Source organism: Pseudomonas sp. H3_E04 (genome assembly GCF_054668915.1).
In genome coordinates, this window is record NZ_CP162797.1 from 5357718 (window position 1) to 5372410 (window position 14693).

The window sequence follows — 14693 nt, forward strand, 5'->3', positions numbered from 1 at the left end:
TGGATCAGTTGTGAATGTGCTGACTGACACCGCGCATTCGCGAGCAGGCTCGCTCCCACAAGTGAACAGAGCAAACCCGAGTGCTTGTGTTGGTTCTCATTGTCATCTAATAATAAATCTCATCTCCGAACGAGTCCCGGATCATGAGTTCTGCCTTGCACGAGCAGCCCTACCTCGGAAGCTGGCGCTGGATGAGTCGCCAGATCCGTTGCGCGCTGAATCCCGACGAACCGCGCCTGATCGAACATTACCTTGCAGAAGGGCGCTACCTGTCCTGTTGCACAGCCACTTCGCCCTGGACCGTCGCCGAAACGTCTTTCCGTCTGCTGCTCGACACTGCCACCGATGTGGCGTTGCCGTGGCACTGGCGCAGCCTCTGTGTCGATCAAGCCTGGCGGCCCTTGCGTGAAATGGAGCGCCTGTCGCTGTGTCAGTGCCGCTTGCAGCGCTGGCAACGCTACACCTGGCAGCTCGCCACCTGCGAGTTGCAACCCTCTATTCCCCTCACTGATTTGCTGCAAGGACACCCCAATGACCAAGACACGTATTGAGCGCGACGGCATGGGCGAACTGCAGGTGCCGGTGGACGCTCTCTACGGCGCGCAAACCCAGCGCGCAGTGGATAACTTCCCGATCAGCGGCAAACCGATGCCGACGCAGTTCATCCGCGCGCTGATCCTCGCCAAAGCCGCCGCTGCCCGGGCCAACGTCGAGTTGAACCAGATCAGCGCGGCTCAGGGCAAAGCCATCAGCGATGCCGCCCAAGGCCTACTCGAAGGCGACTTCATGCAGCATTTTCCGGTAGATATCTTCCAGACCGGGTCCGGCACCAGCTCGAACATGAACGCCAACGAAGTGATCGCCACGCTGGCCAGCCGAATGCTCGGCGAGCCGGTCAACGCCAACGATCACGTCAATTGCGGGCAAAGCAGCAACGACATCATCCCGACCACCATCCACGTCAGTGCCGCGCTGGTGCTGCATGAACAACTGCTGCCGGCGCTGTTGCATCTGGTCCAGGTCATCGAGCGCAAGGCCGAGCAAGTGCATCATCACGTCAAAACCGGCCGCACCCATCTGATGGACGCGATGCCGGTGCGCATGAGCCAAGTGCTTAACGGCTGGGCGCAGCAACTCAAGGCCAACATCGCGCATCTGCAGGATTTGCTGCCAAGCCTGCAAGCGCTGGCGCAGGGCGGCACCGCGGTCGGTACCGGGATCAATGCGCATCCGGAGTTCGCCGCGCGATTCAGTCGGCACCTGAGCCAACTGACCGATGTGCAATTCGCCCCGGGCAAGGACTTGTTTGCGCTGATCGGCTCGCAGGACACCGCCGTCGCCGTCTCCGGCCAGCTCAAAGCTACTGCGGTGTCGCTGATGAAAATCGCCAATGACCTGCGCTGGATGAACTCAGGTCCCCTGGCCGGCCTCGGCGAAATTGAACTGCAAGCGCTGCAACCGGGTTCATCGATCATGCCCGGCAAGGTCAACCCGGTGATTCCGGAAGCCACCGCCATGGTCGCTGCGCAAGTGATCGGCAACGACTCGGTGATCACCGTCGCCGGGCAATCCGGCAATTTCGAACTGAACGTGATGTTGCCGATCATCGCGCATAACCTGCTGAGCAGCATCGAACTGCTGGCCAACTCCAGTCGCCTGCTCGGTGACAAGGCAATCGCTACTTTCAAGGTCAACGAATCGCGCTTGCAAGAAGCGTTGTCGCGCAACCCGATTCTGGTCACCGCGCTCAACCCCATCATCGGTTACCAGAAAGCCGCCGAAATCGCCAAGCAGGCTTACAAGGAAGGCCGCCCGGTGATCGACGTCGCCCTGGAACACACCGATCTGTCGCGTAGCCAGCTGGAAGAGTTGCTCAACCCCGAGAAACTCACCGCCGGCGGCGTGTAAACCCCGCAACCGCTTTGGAGGCTCACCATGGAGCACTGGAAACGCACGATCGAACGGGCCAATCGCTGCTTCATGCTGGGCGAATTGATCGACGCCCGCGAGGCGTACCTGCAAGCGCTGGCCCTGGCGCAAGTGTTGTTCGAACGCTGGGCGGATGCCGACGAAGCGGTGGCGGCCTGCGTCGTCTCTCATCACAACCTCGCCGACCTGCATCTGCGCCTGAATCAACCGGAGGAGAGCGCCGAGTATCTCTGCGCCATCCACCAGCGCTTGTTGCAGACCATGCAGGACGAGCGCTTGCGTCCGGCCCTGCGTGAAGCGGCGTTGCGCCAGAGCAGCAAGACCTATGTCGAACTGTTGAATTTCATCAGCGAGCACGGCGAGTACCCGCGCACCCAGCGCCTGCTGCATCCGGACACCGGCAATGCCCGCCGCGCCTCAACTTCTCATCAGTATGGAGTCCACTGAAATGGCTTTTACCTTGCCTGCCTTGCCTTACGCCTACGATGCCCTCGAGCCGCACATCGATGCGCAGACCATGGAGATCCATTACACCAAGCATCACCAGACCTACATCAATAACCTCAACGCCGCCGTAGAAGGCACCGAGTTTGCCGAATGGCCGGTGGAAAAACTCGTTGCCAGCGTCCAGCAACTGCCGGAAAAACTTCGCGCGGCGGTGATCAATCAGGGCGGCGGGCACGCCAATCATTCGCTGTTCTGGGAAGTGATGGTGCCCAACGGTGGCGGCAAGCCCGACGGCGCGCTGGCCAAGGCTATCGACGAGCAACTGGGCGGACTCGACAGTTTCAAGGAAGCGTTCACCAAAGCCGCGCTGACCCGTTTCGGCAGCGGTTGGGCGTGGCTCAGCGTGACCCCGGAGAAAAAACTGGTCGTGGAAAGCAGCGGTAACCAGGACAGTCCGTTGATGAACGGCAACACCCCGATTCTCGGGCTCGACGTCTGGGAACATGCCTACTACCTGCGCTACCAGAACCGTCGTCCGGAATACATCAACGCGTTTTACAACGTGATCAACTGGCCGGAAGTTGCTGCGCGCTATCAGGCCGCACTGGTTTAAGCCTTCAATAAAAACAATCAGGGCTGAGTATGGGCACGGAAACACTGGCGATTGGCAGCGGGCGCATGTTTCGTTACGCGGTGGGTTCGCTGTTGCTGTTGGCGGGTATGACTTTACTGGTCGCCCACGGTGTGCAATGGCTGAATCTGGAACCCAGATTGCTGCGCGCATTGCAGGGCGGCGCCATTTGCGCCTTGGGCACGGCGCTCGGCGCGGTGCCGGTGCTAGTGATCCGGCGCATGCCGCAGGCACTCAGCGATACCTTGCTTGGGTTTGGTGCCGGGGTGATGCTGGCGGCGACGGCATTTTCGTTGATCGTGCCGGGGATCGCTGCGGCCGAAAGTCTTGGTCTGACGCCGTGGGCCGCCAGTGGCCTGATCTGCTTTGGCATTCTGCTCGGTGCGTTCGGCCTGTATCTGGTGGATCGGCGCGTTTCCGGTGCCTCGCCGGAGATGCTCGTCGGCACGCTGGAGCATCCGGTGATTCCACCGCGAATCTGGCTGTTCGTGTTCGCCATTATCGCGCACAACATTCCGGAAGGCATGGCGGTTGGCGTATCTGCCGGAGGCGGGATGGCGGACGCCGACAGTCTGGCGATGGGCATTGCGTTGCAGGATGTGCCGGAAGGTCTGGTGATTGCTTTGGTGTTGGCCGGGGCGGGAATGTCGCGGGTCAGGGCGTTTCTGATCGGCGCGGCGTCAGGGCTGGTCGAACCGGTATTTGCGCTGCTGTGTGCGTGGCTGGTCAGTCTGGCTCAGGTGCTGTTGCCGCTGGGGCTGGCACTGGCGGCGGGGGCGATGTTGCTGGTAGTGACCCACGAAGTGATTCCGGAATCGCGTCGTCATGCGCACGACAAGCTGGCCAGTCTGGGCCTGTTGATCGGGTTTTGTCTGATGATGGTGATGGATACGGCGTTGGGGTGAAAGAAGATCAAAAGATCGCAGCCTGCGGCAGCTCCTGATGCGTTCCCTGTAGGAGCTGCCGCAGGCTGCGATATTTTGACTTTGGCTGTCAGCCACCTTCGTCGAAATAGTTGTTGATCAACGCCACCAGCGCATCCAGCGCTTCCTGTTCCTGATGCCCTTCAGTACTCAAATAAATTTTGGTGCCCTTGCCCGCCGCGAGCATCATCATCGCCATGATGCTCTTGCCGTCGACAGCCGTCTCAGGCGTACGGCCCACTCTGATCGTGCAGTCTGGATACTGACCGGCCACGCCGACGAACTTGGCTGATGCCCGCGCATGCAGACCCAGCTTATTGATGATTTCGATTTCACGAGCAGGCATCGCGGTGTGAATCCTTTAAGTGAGGTCGCGGTGGCGAACCTGGACGTTCTTCAGGGTTTTCTGCAGGGCCTGACCCAGACGTTCGGTCAGGTAGACGGAGCGGTGGTGCCCGCCGGTGCAGCCGATGGCAATGGTGACGTAGGCGCGGTTGCTGGCGGCGAAACGTGGCAGCCACTTGCTCAAATAGGTGTAGATGTCCTGATACATTTCTTCGACATCCGGCTGCTGCGCCAGGTACTCGGCCACCGGTGCATCAAGGCCGGACTGCGCACGGAGCTCCGGTTTCCAGTACGGGTTGGGCAGGCAGCGCACGTCGAAGACCAGGTCAGCATCGACCGGCATGCCGCGCTTGAAGCCAAATGATTCAACCAGAAACGCAGTACCGGGTTCCGGCTGATTCAGCAGGCGCAGCTTCAGGGTGTCGCGAAGCTGATAGAGGTTCAGGCTGGTGGTGTTGATTTTCAGGTCGGCCAAATCGGCGATCGGGCCGAGCAGGGCGCTTTCATCATGAATTGCTTCAGCCAGTGAGCGATTGGCGTTACTCAACGGGTGGCGACGACGGGTCTCGGAAAAACGCTTGAGCAGGGTTTCCTCGTCGGCGTCCAGATACAGCACATCGCACTTGATGTGTTTGGCGCGCACGTCTTCGAGCAATTCAGGGAAGCGTGACAGATGGCTCGGCAGGTTGCGTGCGTCGATCGACACGGCGACCAGCGGCTGCGCCAGCTCCGTGTGAATCAGCGCCCGCTCGGCCAGTTCCGGCAGCAAACCGGCCGGCAGATTGTCGATGCAGTAGTAGCCGTTGTCCTCAAGGACATTCAGGGCGGTACTTTTACCCGAGCCCGAACGGCCACTGACAATGATCAAACGCATGATTAGTGCCCGTTCTGCTCGTCCAGTACAACCTGGAACAAGGCTTCATTGCTCGGAGCGCTGCGCAATTTGTCGCGCACTTCCTTGCGGTCGAGCATGCTGGCGATCTGGCGCAGCAACTCCAGATGCGCATCGGTCGCGGCTTCCGGGACCAGCAGCACAAACAACAGGTCAACCGGGGCGCCGTCGATGGCGTCGAAATCGATCGGGGCTTCGAGGTGCAACAGGGCGCTCACCGGTCCCGCGCAGCCCTTGAGGCGGCAGTGGGGGATGGCGATGCCGTTGCCAAAACCGGTGGAGCCGAGTTTTTCACGGGCGATCAGCGCCTCGAAAACATCCTGCATCGCCAGATCCGGCACTTCGCGGTGGATCAGGTTGGCAATTTGTTCGAGGGCTTTTTTCTTGCTGCCGCCCGGCGCGTTCACCTGGGAACGGCCGGGGGTCAGGATGGTTTCAAGTCGGATCATGGGATAGGGGTGTTAACGACCGGTTGCGCCCTGGAGGAGGCTCTGGGTCTTTTCCTTATGCTTTTTGAGTTGGCGATCCAGCTTGTCGGTGAGTGAGTCGATCGCAGCGTACATGTCGGTATCTTCTGCGTTGGCGACCACTTCGCTGCCGGGGATATGCAAGGTGGCTTCGATCTTCTGCTTCAGCTTTTCGACGCACATCGTGACTTGCACGTTGGTGATCTTGTCGAAATGTCGCTCCAGTCGTTGGAGTTTTTCCTCGATGTAGGAACGCAGAGGTTGGGTCACTTCCAGTTGGTGTCCACTGATGTTGACTTGCATACAGCTTCTCCTTCGTTGCCAGTGCATAAAGCGGCAGGCCGAAAAGCCTGCCACTGGAACGCTGTAACGTGGCTTACATCAACCGCTTGCGTTCGCTCGAAGGCGCGATTCCGAGGGATTCGCGGTACTTGGCGACGGTGCGGCGAGCCACCTGAATGCCTTGTGCCTCCAGTAAACCAGCGATCTTGCTGTCACTCAACGGCTTTTTCTGATTTTCCGCGGCGACCAGTTTCTTGATGATCGCGCGAATCGCCGTGGACGAGCATTCGCCGCCTTCGGAGGTGCTGACGTGGCTGGAGAAAAAGTATTTCAGCTCATAAATACCGCGCGGGGTATGCATGAACTTTTGCGTGGTCACCCGGGAAATCGTCGATTCGTGCATGCCGACCGCTTCGGCGATGTCATGCAGCACCAGCGGCTTCATCGCTTCGTCGCCGTATTCGAGGAAACCGCGCTGATGTTCGACGATCTGCGTGGCCACTTTCATCAGGGTTTCGTTGCGGCTCTGCAGGCTCTTGATGAACCAGCGGGCTTCCTGCAGCTGGTTGCGCATGAAAGTGTTGTCGGCGCTGGTGTCGGCACGTTTCACAAAACCGGCGTACTGGGCGTTGACCCGCAGGCGTGGCACCGATTCCTGGTTCAGCTCGACCAGCCAGCGCTCGTTGTCCTTGCGCACGATCACATCGGGAATGACGTATTCGGCTTCGGTCGATTCGATCTGCGAGCCCGGACGCGGATTGAGGCTCTGTACCAGCTCGATGACCTGGCGCAGCTCGTCTTCCTTGAGCTTCATGCGGCGCATCAACTGGCTGTAATCGCGGCTGCCCAGCAGGTCGATGTAATCGGCGACGAGGCGCTTGGCCTCAGCCAGCCACGGTGTTTTGGCCGGCAACTGGCGAAGTTGCAGGAGCAGGCATTCGCTGAGGTTGCGGGCGCCGATCCCGGCGGGCTCAAATTGCTGGATGCGATGCAGGACGGCTTCGATTTCATCGAGCTCGATGTCCAGTTCCGGATCGAACGCTTCAAGAATTTCTTCGAGTGTTTCGTCCAGATAGCCCTGATTGTTGATGCAATCGATCAGAGTTACGGCGATCAAGCGATCGGTGTCGGACATCGGTGCCAGGTTCAGTTGCCACAGCAGATGGCTTTGCAGGCTCTCGCCGGCCGACGTGCGGGTGGTGAAATCCCACTCGTCGTCATCGCTGCTGGGCAGGCTGCTGGCGCTGGTCTGGTAGACGTCTTCCCACGCGGTATCCACGGGGAGTTCGTTAGGGATGCGTTCGTTCCATTCGCCATCCTCAAGGTTGTCCACCGTCGGAGCGGTTTCCTGATAGGAGGGTTCCTGTATTTCGGCGGACTTCTGTTCGGCGTTGTCGGCCAGAGGATCGGCGTTGTCGAAGTCGTCGCCTTCTTCCTGGCGCTCGAGCATCGGATTGGATTCCAGAGCCTCCTGGATCTCCTGTTGCAGGTCCAGGGTCGACAATTGGAGCAGACGGATGGCCTGTTGCAGCTGCGGTGTCATCGTCAGCTGCTGGCCCATTCTCAAGACTAGCGATGGTTTCATGGCAGGGGCTTAACACCTTATTCGCCGGCGCTTTGCGCCATACACTACAGGGCGCCGAAGCGCCAAACTTAAGCAAATTATATGCCTGAAACTGAAGTGTTTGCCTAGAGCGCTGTAACAATTAAAGCGGATAAATGCGCCTTGAATCGATACAGCGCTGTCGCGCTTACAGGCGGAACTCGTGACCCAGATACACTTCCTTGACCAGATCGTTGGCCAGGATGGTCTCGGCATCACCTTCGGCGATCAGTTGACCGTCGTTGACGATGTAAGCGGTTTCGCAGATATCCAGCGTTTCACGGACGTTGTGGTCGGTGATCAGCACACCGATGCCCTTGGCCTTGAGGTGGTGGATGATCTGCTTGATGTCGCCGACCGAGATCGGGTCGACACCGGCGAACGGTTCGTCGAGCAGGATGAATTTCGGCGCAGTGGCCAGGGCACGAGCGATTTCCACCCGGCGGCGCTCACCACCGGACAGGCTCATGCCGAGGTTGTCGCGGATGTGGCTGATGTGGAATTCCTGCAGCAGGCTTTCCAGCTCCTTGCGCCGGCCGGCCTTGTCGAGTTCCGGGCGGGTCTCGAGGATCGCCATGATGTTGTCGGCAACCGACAGTTTGCGGAAGATCGAAGCTTCTTGCGGCAGATAGCCGATACCGGCCTTGGCGCGGCCGTGCATCGGCTGGTGGCTGACGTCCAGGTCATCGATCAGCACACGGCCCTGATCTGCCTGCACCAGGCCAACGATCATGTAGAAGCACGTCGTCTTGCCGGCGCCGTTCGGGCCGAGCAGGCCGACGATCTGCCCGCTGTCGATCGACAGGCTGACGTCACGCACGACCTGGCGGCTTTTATAGGCCTTGGCCAGGTGCTGAGCTTTCAGAGTTGCCATTACTGGGATTTCTCTTCGGTTTTCTTCTTCGGCTGGATCACCATGTCGATGCGCGGACGCGATTCGGTGACCTTGCTGCCCGTGGCGCGACCGGCGCTGGCCAGTTTCTTCACGGTGTCGTAGACGATTTTCTCGCCCTGAGTGGTGTTGTTGTCCTTGTCGACAACCTTGGCCTTGTCGATCAGTACGACGCGGTTTTGCGCGGCATGGTACTGAATCGTCACACCCCAGCCCTGTACAGGCTTGGTGTCGCCAGCAGTCTGCATCTGTTCGAAGTAGGCGAGGTTGCCGACTGAAGTCACCACGTCGATATCACCGGTCGGGGTGCGGGTGATGGTCACGGTGTTGCCGGTGACCTTCATCGAACCCTGGGTAATGATCACGTCACCTTTATAGGTGGCGATGCCATTCTTGTCGTCCAGTTGGGCGTCGTCGGCCTGAATGCGGATAGGCTGCTGCTGATCGTTCGGCAGGGACCAGGCGCTCGCGCTTCCCAGTGCTGCGCCCAGACTGAGCAAAATAGGGAGGGTTTTAACGAGCCTCATACTGTCCTCTTACGTTCGATTGCAGGTGTATCCTGCTGTCCTTCAGGTACGCTTTCATTCCGACGCCAGTCGACACGCCACCAGCGCCCTCGATTCTAACGGGTTGCGCAGTCTGCGCATATTCCTGCTGCGGGAACACGGTCATGCGGGTGCTGGTGATCAGGGTGCCGCGCTTTTTCTCATCGGTGCGCTGCACGCGGACCGAATCGATCAATTCCACTTCGGTACCGCCCGAGTTCACTTCGCCGCGTTCACTGGTCACGTGCCAGGGGAAGTCGGTACCGCGATACATGTTCAAGTCAGGCTTGGTCACCAGGGTGACATCGGTCGCCTTGACGTGCTCGGCCTTGTCGGAAGTCATCTCGTACTGCACCTTGCCGTCGGGCAGGTACTGAATGGTGTGCGTGTTGGTCGCGTACCAGTCGATCGGATTCTCGGCGGTCGAGACCGGCGGCTTGTCGAGGAAACGCTCCGGGCTGATGTTCCAATAGCCGACCGCAGCGAAAATCGCCGCGATGCAGCCGAACAGCAGGAAGTTGCGAAACTTTTTGCTAAACATGGTCAGGCTCACAGGTACGCGGCGTTGGCCGCTTCGAGGCGGCCCTGGGCGCGCAGGATCAATTCGCAGAATTCGCGGGCGGCACCCTCGCCGCCACGGGCGCGGGTAACGCCGTGGGCGTGTTCGCGGACGAAATCGGCAGCGTTGGCCACCGCCATGCCCAGCCCTACACGGCGGATTACCGGCAAGTCTGGCAGATCGTCACCGAGATAGGCGACTTCTTCATAGCTTAGGCCCAGTTGCGCGAGCAGACCGTCGAGTACCACCAGTTTGTCTTCACGCCCCTGAAACAGATGGGGGATGCCGAGGTTTTTCGCGCGACGCTCGACCACCGGGGTCCTGCGACCGCTGATGATCGCGGTTTGTACGCCGGCATTCATCAGCATCTTGATGCCCTGGCCGTCGAGGGTGTTGAAGGTCTTGAACTCGCTGCCGTCTTCGAGGAAGTACAGGCGCCCGTCGGTGAGTACGCCATCGACGTCGAAGACTGCCAGTTTGATCGCTTTGCCGCGTTGCAGCAGATCGTTGCTCATTACATGACTCCTGCGCGCAGCAGGTCGGAGAGGTTGAAGGCGCCGATCGGGCGATCCTCCTCGTCGACGACTACCAGGGCGTTGATTCGATGGTCTTCCATGATTTTCAGGGCTTCGGCAGCGAGCATGTCGGGCCGGGCGGTCTTGCCGTGTGCGGTCATCACCTGATCGATGGTGGCGCTGCGGATGTCGATGGCGCGATCCAGCGTGCGGCGCAAATCACCGTCGGTGAAGATCCCGGCGAGCTTGCCGTCGGCTTCAAGGATAGCGGTCATGCCCAGACCTTTGCGGGTCATTTCCATCAGTGCGTCTTTGAGCAGGGTGCCGCGTTGTACCTGTGGCAGCTCTTGCCCGGCGTGCATGACGTTTTCCACTTTCAGCAGCAGGCGACGGCCAAGGGCGCCACCCGGATGCGAGAAGGCAAAATCTTCAGCGGTGAAACCACGCGCTTCCAGCAAGGCCACGGCCAGAGCGTCACCCATGACCAGCGCGGCGGTGGTCGAAGAGGTCGGTGCCAGATTCAGCGGGCAGGCTTCGTGCTCGACATGCACATTGAGATTGACCTCGGCTGCCTTCGCCAATGGCGACTGCGGATTGCCGGTGACGCTGATCAGTTGAATGCCCAAGCGCTTGATCAACGGCAACAGAGTCACGATTTCATTGGTCGAACCAGAGTTCGACAGGGCCAGAATAACGTCGTCGCGGGTGATCATGCCCATGTCGCCGTGGCTGGCTTCGGCCGGATGCACGAAAAACGCCGGGGTGCCGGTGCTGGCCAGGGTCGCGGCGATCTTGTTGCCGATATGCCCGGATTTGCCCATGCCGACTACGACCACGCGGCCCTTGCTGGCCAGAATCATCTCGCAGGCGCGTACGAAATCGGCGTCGATATGGGCCATCAAGCCTTGGACGGCTTCCACTTCGAGGCGGATGGTGCGTTGTGCCGATTGAATCAGGTCGCGGGTTTTGCTCATGTCAGAATCGTATGGGCCGATGAAAAGGCGGCGATTATAGCGGTTATGTGGCAAAGCCTCACGCAAGTTCGACGTGCTTTGTCATTACTGGTTACCAAAACCCTCTGAAACTCGCTCAGGCCCTCTTCAGTCGGCGATCTTGGCCGGGTTCTCGCTTGGGCGCTCAGCCTTTGCAGTGATATAGTTCGCCGCCAGTTCGGCCTGCCCGGGATGCAGGTGTTTCCGAGGAAAGTCTGGCATCCCAGTGAGAGGCTGCATCGCAAGGAGTTTAGATGAGTGCCGATAACGCCTACGCGGTCGAGCTGAAGGGAGTCTCCTTCAAGCGCGGTGCGCGGAGCATTTTCAATAACGTCGATATCCGCATCCCGCGCGGCAAGGTCACCGGCATCATGGGGCCTTCCGGCTGCGGCAAGACCACGCTGCTGCGCCTGATGGGCGCGCAGTTGCGGCCGTCCGGCGGCGAAGTCTGGGTAAACGGGCAGAACCTGCCGACGCTGTCGCGCAGTGATCTGTTCGATGCGCGCAAGCACATGGGCGTGCTGTTTCAGAGCGGTGCGCTGTTCACCGACCTCGATGTGTTCGAGAACGTAGCCTTCCCGCTGCGGGTGCACACCCAGCTGCCGGAAGACATGATCCGCGACATCGTCCTGCTCAAATTGCAGGCGGTGGGGCTGCGTGGCGCGATCGAACTGATGCCGGACGAACTGTCCGGTGGCATGAAGCGCCGCGTTGCGCTGGCCCGGGCGATTGCCCTCGATCCGCAGATTCTCATGTACGACGAGCCCTTCGTGGGCCAGGACCCGATCGCCATGGGCGTGCTGGTACGCCTGATCCGCCTGCTCAACGATGCACTGGGAATCACCAGTATCGTGGTCTCCCATGACCTGGCGGAAACCGCGAGCATTGCCGACTACATCTATGTAGTGGGCGATGGTCAGGTGCTGGGGCAGGGCACGCCGGACGAACTGATGAATTCGGATGAACCGCGTATCCGCCAGTTCATGACCGGCGATCCCGATGGCCCGGTGCCGTATCACTTTCCAGCGACGGATTACCGCGCAGATCTTCTGGGGAAGCGCTGATGCGCAGAATTTCATTGATGGAACGCGTGCGTCGGTTCGGCGAATCGGCGATCGACGCGGTCGCGGTGTTTGGTCGAGCGACCCTGTTCCTGTTTCACGCCCTGCTGGGCCGTGGCGGTATCAGCGGTGGTTTCGGCCTGTTGATCAAACAACTGCATTCGGTCGGCGTCATGTCGCTGGTGATCATCGTGGTCTCCGGCATTTTCATCGGCATGGTGCTCGCGCTGCAGGGCTTCAGCATTCTTTCCAGCTATGGTTCAGAGCAGGCGGTGGGGCAGATGGTCGCCCTGACGCTGCTGCGTGAACTGGGGCCGGTGGTCACCGCGTTGCTGTTTGCCGGTCGCGCCGGTTCGGCGCTGACCGCCGAGATCGGCAACATGAAATCCACCGAGCAGCTGTCCAGCCTGGAAATGATCGGTGTCGATCCGCTCAAGTACATCATCGCCCCGCGCCTGTGGGCCGGCTTCATTTCCCTGCCGGTGCTGGCGATGATCTTCAGCGTCGTCGGCATCTGGGGCGGTTCGTGGGTCGCGGTCGATTGGCTGGGCGTCTACGAAGGCTCCTACTGGGCGAACATGCAGAACAGCGTGACCTTCACCAGCGACGTGCTCAATGGCGTGATCAAAAGTGTCGTTTTCGCCTTTGTCGTGACCTGGATCGCCGTATTCCAAGGCTATGACTGTGAACCCACTTCCGAGGGAATCAGTCGCGCCACCACCAAGACCGTGGTGTTTGCCTCGCTGGCAGTGCTCGGCCTGGACTTTATTCTGACCGCTTTGATGTTTGGAGATTTCTGATGCAAAACCGCACCCTGGAAATCGGTGTCGGCCTGTTCCTGCTGGCAGGGATCCTGGCTTTGCTGCTGCTCGCCTTGCGCGTCAGCGGCCTGTCTCCGACTTCGTCCACCGACACTTACAAGTTGTATGCGTATTTCGACAATATCGCCGGTTTGACGGTCAGAGCCAAAGTGACCATGGCCGGTGTGACCATCGGCAAGGTCACCGCTATCGATCTGGATCGCGACAGCTTCACCGGTCGGGTCACGCTGCAAGTGGATAAAAAGGTCGACAACCTGCCGGTCGATTCCACAGCGTCTATCCTCACCGCGGGTCTGCTGGGCGAGAAGTATATCGGTATCAGCGTCGGCGGCGAGGACACCCAGTTGAAAGACGGTGGAACCATCCACGACACGCAGTCGTCACTGGTACTGGAAGACCTGATCGGTAAATTCCTGCTCAATACCGTTAGCAAAGACGCCAAATGAGGAGCTTTTGAATGATCTCTATCTTGCGACGTGGCCTGTTGGTGTTGCTCGCGGCCCTGCCGTTGATGGCTAACGCTGCACCGGGGCAATCGGCTCATGACCTGATTCAGGACACCACGAACCGGATGCTTGCCGATTTGCAGGCCAACAAAGAGAAGTACAAGCAGGATCCGCAGGATTTCTATGCGGCGCTGAACAGCATCGTTGGTCCGGTGGTAGATGCCGAGGGCATCTCGAAAAGCATCATGACCGTGAAGTATTCGCGCAAGGCTACGCCTGAGCAGATGCAACGCTTTCAGGAAAACTTCAAGCGCGGCCTGTTCCAGTTCTACGGCAACGCTTTGCTGGAATACAACAACCAGGGTATTACCGTTGACCCGGCCAAAGACGAATCGGGCGACCGCACCAGCGTCAACATGACCGTCAAGGGCAGCAACGGCGCGATCTATCCGGTGCAATACACGCTTGAGAAGATCAGCGGCGAGTGGAAACTGCGCAACGTGATCATCAACGGCATCAATATCGGCAAGCTGTTCCGTGACCAGTTCGCCGACGCCATGCAACGCAATGGCAACGATCTGGACAAGACCATCGATGGCTGGGCCGGTGAAGTGGCCAAGGCCAAGCAGGAAACCGACAAAGCCGCCGCGAAGCCAGCGCAATGAGTGAGGCGGCAGTTCGTATGAGTGATGTCGACGAGCTGGTGCTCAGCGGCGTGCTGGATTACCGCACCGGGCCTGACCTGCGCAAGGAAGGGCAGGCGCTGATCAAGTCGAGCAAGGCATCGGCGCTGGTCATCGATTGTTCGGCGGTGCAGAAGTCCAGCAGCGTCGGCCTGTCGTTGCTGCTGTGCTTCATGCGTGATGCGCAGGCGGCCGGCAAGGCCGTCAGCATCCGCGCGATGCCCGAAGACATGCGCGAAATTGCTCAGGTCAGCGAGTTGACCGAGCTGCTGGCGCACCCCTGAACCCGCATCTATAAAGAAGCCCCCCGTCAGAGTCCTGCGTTGCGGGGTTCGCAGGCGCGGGGCTTTTTTGTATGATGTCCGACCCGTGCGCACAGGGCGCCGATTGAGGTTGAGCATGCAGGCCGTAGAAGTGAAGAGCTTCCTAGAAGGAAAGCTGCCAGGAACGCTGGTAGAAGTTGAAGGCGAAGGCTGCAACTTCCAGCTGAACGTGATCAGCGATGAACTGGCGGCGTTGAGCCCGGTGAAGCGTCAGCAGCAGGTCTATGCCCATTTGAACCCATGGATCACCGATGGCAGCATCCATGCGGTCACTATGAAATTTTTCAGCCGCGCGGCCTGGGCCGAGCGCACCTGAGCCCTAGGGCGTCGAGATACT

The 14693-nt window shown here is 59.8% G+C and carries 21 protein-coding genes; 11 read left to right on the forward strand and 10 right to left on the reverse strand.

Annotated elements, in window-relative coordinates:
- The first annotated feature begins 143 nt into the window (after positions 1–143).
- From AB4N53_RS24035 to AB4N53_RS24055, 5 genes are read left to right on the forward strand one after another with little or no spacing between them, the layout of a single operon-like run.
- The gene (locus AB4N53_RS24035) at positions 144–551 is read left to right on the forward strand and encodes a FagA protein (RefSeq protein WP_460123994.1); all 408 of its coding nucleotides are present in this window, start codon (positions 144–146) and stop codon (positions 549–551) included.
- Positions 532–1908: a class II fumarate hydratase gene (locus AB4N53_RS24040; RefSeq protein ID WP_460123997.1), complete on the forward strand. Its 1377-nt coding sequence runs from the start codon at positions 532–534 to the stop codon at positions 1906–1908. Before AB4N53_RS24035 ends, AB4N53_RS24040 begins: the two co-directional genes overlap by 20 nt.
- A gap of 27 nt (positions 1909–1935) precedes the next feature.
- Complete coding sequence (locus AB4N53_RS24045; RefSeq protein ID WP_042608764.1) at positions 1936–2376, forward strand: hypothetical protein; 441 nt, start codon at positions 1936–1938, stop codon at positions 2374–2376.
- A 1-nt stretch (position 2377) separates the two neighbouring features.
- Positions 2378–2989 carry a superoxide dismutase gene (locus AB4N53_RS24050; RefSeq protein WP_133334726.1) on the forward strand — a complete coding sequence of 204 codons (612 nt, stop codon included), beginning with the start codon at positions 2378–2380 and terminating at the stop codon, positions 2987–2989.
- A gap of 29 nt (positions 2990–3018) precedes the next feature.
- A complete protein-coding gene (locus tag AB4N53_RS24055) occupies positions 3019–3912 on the forward strand; it encodes a ZIP family metal transporter (protein WP_460124001.1) in 894 nt (297 codons plus the stop codon).
- Between the two features lie 88 nt (positions 3913–4000).
- Here the strand turns inward: AB4N53_RS24055 and AB4N53_RS24060 are convergent, their stop codons facing one another.
- The 10 genes from AB4N53_RS24060 to AB4N53_RS24105 form a co-directional block, all read right to left on the reverse strand.
- A complete protein-coding gene (locus AB4N53_RS24060; RefSeq protein ID WP_460124004.1) occupies positions 4001–4276 on the reverse strand; it encodes an HPr family phosphocarrier protein in 276 nt (91 codons plus the stop codon).
- Between the two features lie 15 nt (positions 4277–4291).
- Complete coding sequence (rapZ, locus tag AB4N53_RS24065; RefSeq protein ID WP_460124006.1) at positions 4292–5149, reverse strand: RNase adapter RapZ; 858 nt, start codon at positions 5147–5149, stop codon at positions 4292–4294.
- 2 nt (positions 5150–5151) lie between these two features.
- Positions 5152–5616 (reverse strand): PTS IIA-like nitrogen regulatory protein PtsN, encoded by a 465-nt coding sequence (gene ptsN, locus AB4N53_RS24070; RefSeq protein ID WP_460124009.1) that lies wholly within the window; start codon positions 5614–5616, stop codon positions 5152–5154.
- A gap of 12 nt (positions 5617–5628) precedes the next feature.
- Positions 5629–5937 carry a ribosome hibernation-promoting factor, HPF/YfiA family gene (hpf, locus tag AB4N53_RS24075; protein WP_007912419.1) on the reverse strand — a complete coding sequence of 103 codons (309 nt, stop codon included), beginning with the start codon at positions 5935–5937 and terminating at the stop codon, positions 5629–5631.
- A gap of 73 nt (positions 5938–6010) precedes the next feature.
- On the reverse strand, positions 6011–7501 hold the full coding sequence (locus AB4N53_RS24080; RefSeq protein ID WP_460124012.1) for an RNA polymerase factor sigma-54: 1491 nt from the start codon (positions 7499–7501) through the stop codon (positions 6011–6013).
- Positions 7502–7667: 166 nt separating this feature from the next.
- A complete protein-coding gene (lptB, locus tag AB4N53_RS24085; RefSeq protein ID WP_024011621.1) occupies positions 7668–8393 on the reverse strand; it encodes an LPS export ABC transporter ATP-binding protein in 726 nt (241 codons plus the stop codon).
- On the reverse strand, positions 8393–8938 hold the full coding sequence (gene lptA, locus AB4N53_RS24090) for a lipopolysaccharide transport periplasmic protein LptA (protein WP_460124015.1): 546 nt from the start codon (positions 8936–8938) through the stop codon (positions 8393–8395). Before lptA ends, lptB begins: the two co-directional genes overlap by 1 nt.
- Entirely contained in the window at positions 8925–9497 is a 573-nt protein-coding gene (gene lptC, locus AB4N53_RS24095) for an LPS export ABC transporter periplasmic protein LptC (RefSeq protein WP_042608756.1), read from the reverse strand. The genes lptA and lptC overlap by 14 nt, the downstream gene beginning before the upstream one ends.
- An 8-nt stretch (positions 9498–9505) precedes the next feature.
- Complete coding sequence (locus AB4N53_RS24100) at positions 9506–10030, reverse strand: KdsC family phosphatase (RefSeq protein ID WP_460124019.1); 525 nt, start codon at positions 10028–10030, stop codon at positions 9506–9508.
- Positions 10030–11004 carry a KpsF/GutQ family sugar-phosphate isomerase gene (locus AB4N53_RS24105; protein ID WP_039759372.1) on the reverse strand — a complete coding sequence of 325 codons (975 nt, stop codon included), beginning with the start codon at positions 11002–11004 and terminating at the stop codon, positions 10030–10032. The genes AB4N53_RS24100 and AB4N53_RS24105 overlap by 1 nt, the downstream gene beginning before the upstream one ends.
- A 272-nt stretch (positions 11005–11276) precedes the next feature.
- Here AB4N53_RS24105 and AB4N53_RS24110 point away from each other — a divergent pair, with 272 nt between their 5' ends.
- The 6 genes from AB4N53_RS24110 (at position 11277) to AB4N53_RS24135 (ending at position 14672) form a co-directional block, all read left to right on the forward strand.
- Positions 11277–12086: an ATP-binding cassette domain-containing protein gene (locus AB4N53_RS24110; RefSeq protein WP_122508228.1), complete on the forward strand. Its 810-nt coding sequence runs from the start codon at positions 11277–11279 to the stop codon at positions 12084–12086.
- Positions 12086–12883, forward strand: coding sequence for a lipid asymmetry maintenance ABC transporter permease subunit MlaE (gene mlaE, locus AB4N53_RS24115; protein WP_039759366.1), 798 nt, complete (start codon positions 12086–12088; stop codon positions 12881–12883). Before AB4N53_RS24110 ends, mlaE begins: the two co-directional genes overlap by 1 nt.
- The gene (gene mlaD, locus AB4N53_RS24120) at positions 12883–13350 is read left to right on the forward strand and encodes an outer membrane lipid asymmetry maintenance protein MlaD (RefSeq protein ID WP_016771673.1); all 468 of its coding nucleotides are present in this window, start codon (positions 12883–12885) and stop codon (positions 13348–13350) included. The genes mlaE and mlaD overlap by 1 nt, the downstream gene beginning before the upstream one ends.
- Before the next feature lie 11 nt (positions 13351–13361).
- Positions 13362–14015 (forward strand): MlaC/ttg2D family ABC transporter substrate-binding protein, encoded by a 654-nt coding sequence (locus AB4N53_RS24125; RefSeq protein ID WP_076565863.1) that lies wholly within the window; start codon positions 13362–13364, stop codon positions 14013–14015.
- A complete protein-coding gene (locus AB4N53_RS24130) occupies positions 14012–14317 on the forward strand; it encodes an STAS domain-containing protein (protein WP_039759362.1) in 306 nt (101 codons plus the stop codon). Before AB4N53_RS24125 ends, AB4N53_RS24130 begins: the two co-directional genes overlap by 4 nt.
- Before the next feature lie 115 nt (positions 14318–14432).
- Positions 14433–14672, forward strand: a complete 240-nt coding sequence (locus AB4N53_RS24135) for a BolA family protein (RefSeq protein ID WP_016771670.1) — start codon at positions 14433–14435, stop codon at positions 14670–14672.
- Positions 14673–14693: the final 21 nt, after the last annotated feature.

Bases quoted from the DNA above. Each gene is read 5' to 3' on its own strand.
- rapZ (WP_460124006.1), bottom strand. From the start codon at position 5,149: ATGCGTTTGATCATTGTCAGTGGCCGTTCGGGCTCGGGTAAAAGTACC.
- hpf (WP_007912419.1), bottom strand. From the start codon at position 5,937: ATGCAAGTCAACATCAGTGGACACCAACTGGAAGTGACCCAACCTCTG.
- mlaE (WP_039759366.1), top strand. From the start codon at position 12,086: ATGCGCAGAATTTCATTGATGGAACGCGTGCGTCGGTTCGGCGAATCG.
- AB4N53_RS24135 (WP_016771670.1), top strand. From the start codon at position 14,433: ATGCAGGCCGTAGAAGTGAAGAGCTTCCTAGAAGGAAAGCTGCCAGGA.
- AB4N53_RS24080 (WP_460124012.1), bottom strand. From the start codon at position 7,501: ATGAAACCATCGCTAGTCTTGAGAATGGGCCAGCAGCTGACGATGACA.
- AB4N53_RS24055 (WP_460124001.1), top strand. From the start codon at position 3,019: ATGGGCACGGAAACACTGGCGATTGGCAGCGGGCGCATGTTTCGTTAC.
- AB4N53_RS24105 (WP_039759372.1), bottom strand. From the start codon at position 11,004: ATGAGCAAAACCCGCGACCTGATTCAATCGGCACAACGCACCATCCGC.
- AB4N53_RS24110 (WP_122508228.1), top strand. From the start codon at position 11,277: ATGAGTGCCGATAACGCCTACGCGGTCGAGCTGAAGGGAGTCTCCTTC.
- AB4N53_RS24035 (WP_460123994.1), top strand. From the start codon at position 144: ATGAGTTCTGCCTTGCACGAGCAGCCCTACCTCGGAAGCTGGCGCTGG.
- AB4N53_RS24040 (WP_460123997.1), top strand. From the start codon at position 532: ATGACCAAGACACGTATTGAGCGCGACGGCATGGGCGAACTGCAGGTG.
- AB4N53_RS24130 (WP_039759362.1), top strand. From the start codon at position 14,012: ATGAGTGAGGCGGCAGTTCGTATGAGTGATGTCGACGAGCTGGTGCTC.
- lptB (WP_024011621.1), bottom strand. From the start codon at position 8,393: ATGGCAACTCTGAAAGCTCAGCACCTGGCCAAGGCCTATAAAAGCCGC.
- AB4N53_RS24060 (WP_460124004.1), bottom strand. From the start codon at position 4,276: ATGCCTGCTCGTGAAATCGAAATCATCAATAAGCTGGGTCTGCATGCG.
- mlaD (WP_016771673.1), top strand. From the start codon at position 12,883: ATGCAAAACCGCACCCTGGAAATCGGTGTCGGCCTGTTCCTGCTGGCA.
- AB4N53_RS24100 (WP_460124019.1), bottom strand. From the start codon at position 10,030: ATGAGCAACGATCTGCTGCAACGCGGCAAAGCGATCAAACTGGCAGTC.
- AB4N53_RS24045 (WP_042608764.1), top strand. From the start codon at position 1,936: ATGGAGCACTGGAAACGCACGATCGAACGGGCCAATCGCTGCTTCATG.
- AB4N53_RS24125 (WP_076565863.1), top strand. From the start codon at position 13,362: ATGATCTCTATCTTGCGACGTGGCCTGTTGGTGTTGCTCGCGGCCCTG.
- ptsN (WP_460124009.1), bottom strand. From the start codon at position 5,616: ATGATCCGACTTGAAACCATCCTGACCCCCGGCCGTTCCCAGGTGAAC.
- lptA (WP_460124015.1), bottom strand. From the start codon at position 8,938: ATGAGGCTCGTTAAAACCCTCCCTATTTTGCTCAGTCTGGGCGCAGCA.
- lptC (WP_042608756.1), bottom strand. From the start codon at position 9,497: ATGTTTAGCAAAAAGTTTCGCAACTTCCTGCTGTTCGGCTGCATCGCG.
- AB4N53_RS24050 (WP_133334726.1), top strand. From the start codon at position 2,378: ATGGCTTTTACCTTGCCTGCCTTGCCTTACGCCTACGATGCCCTCGAG.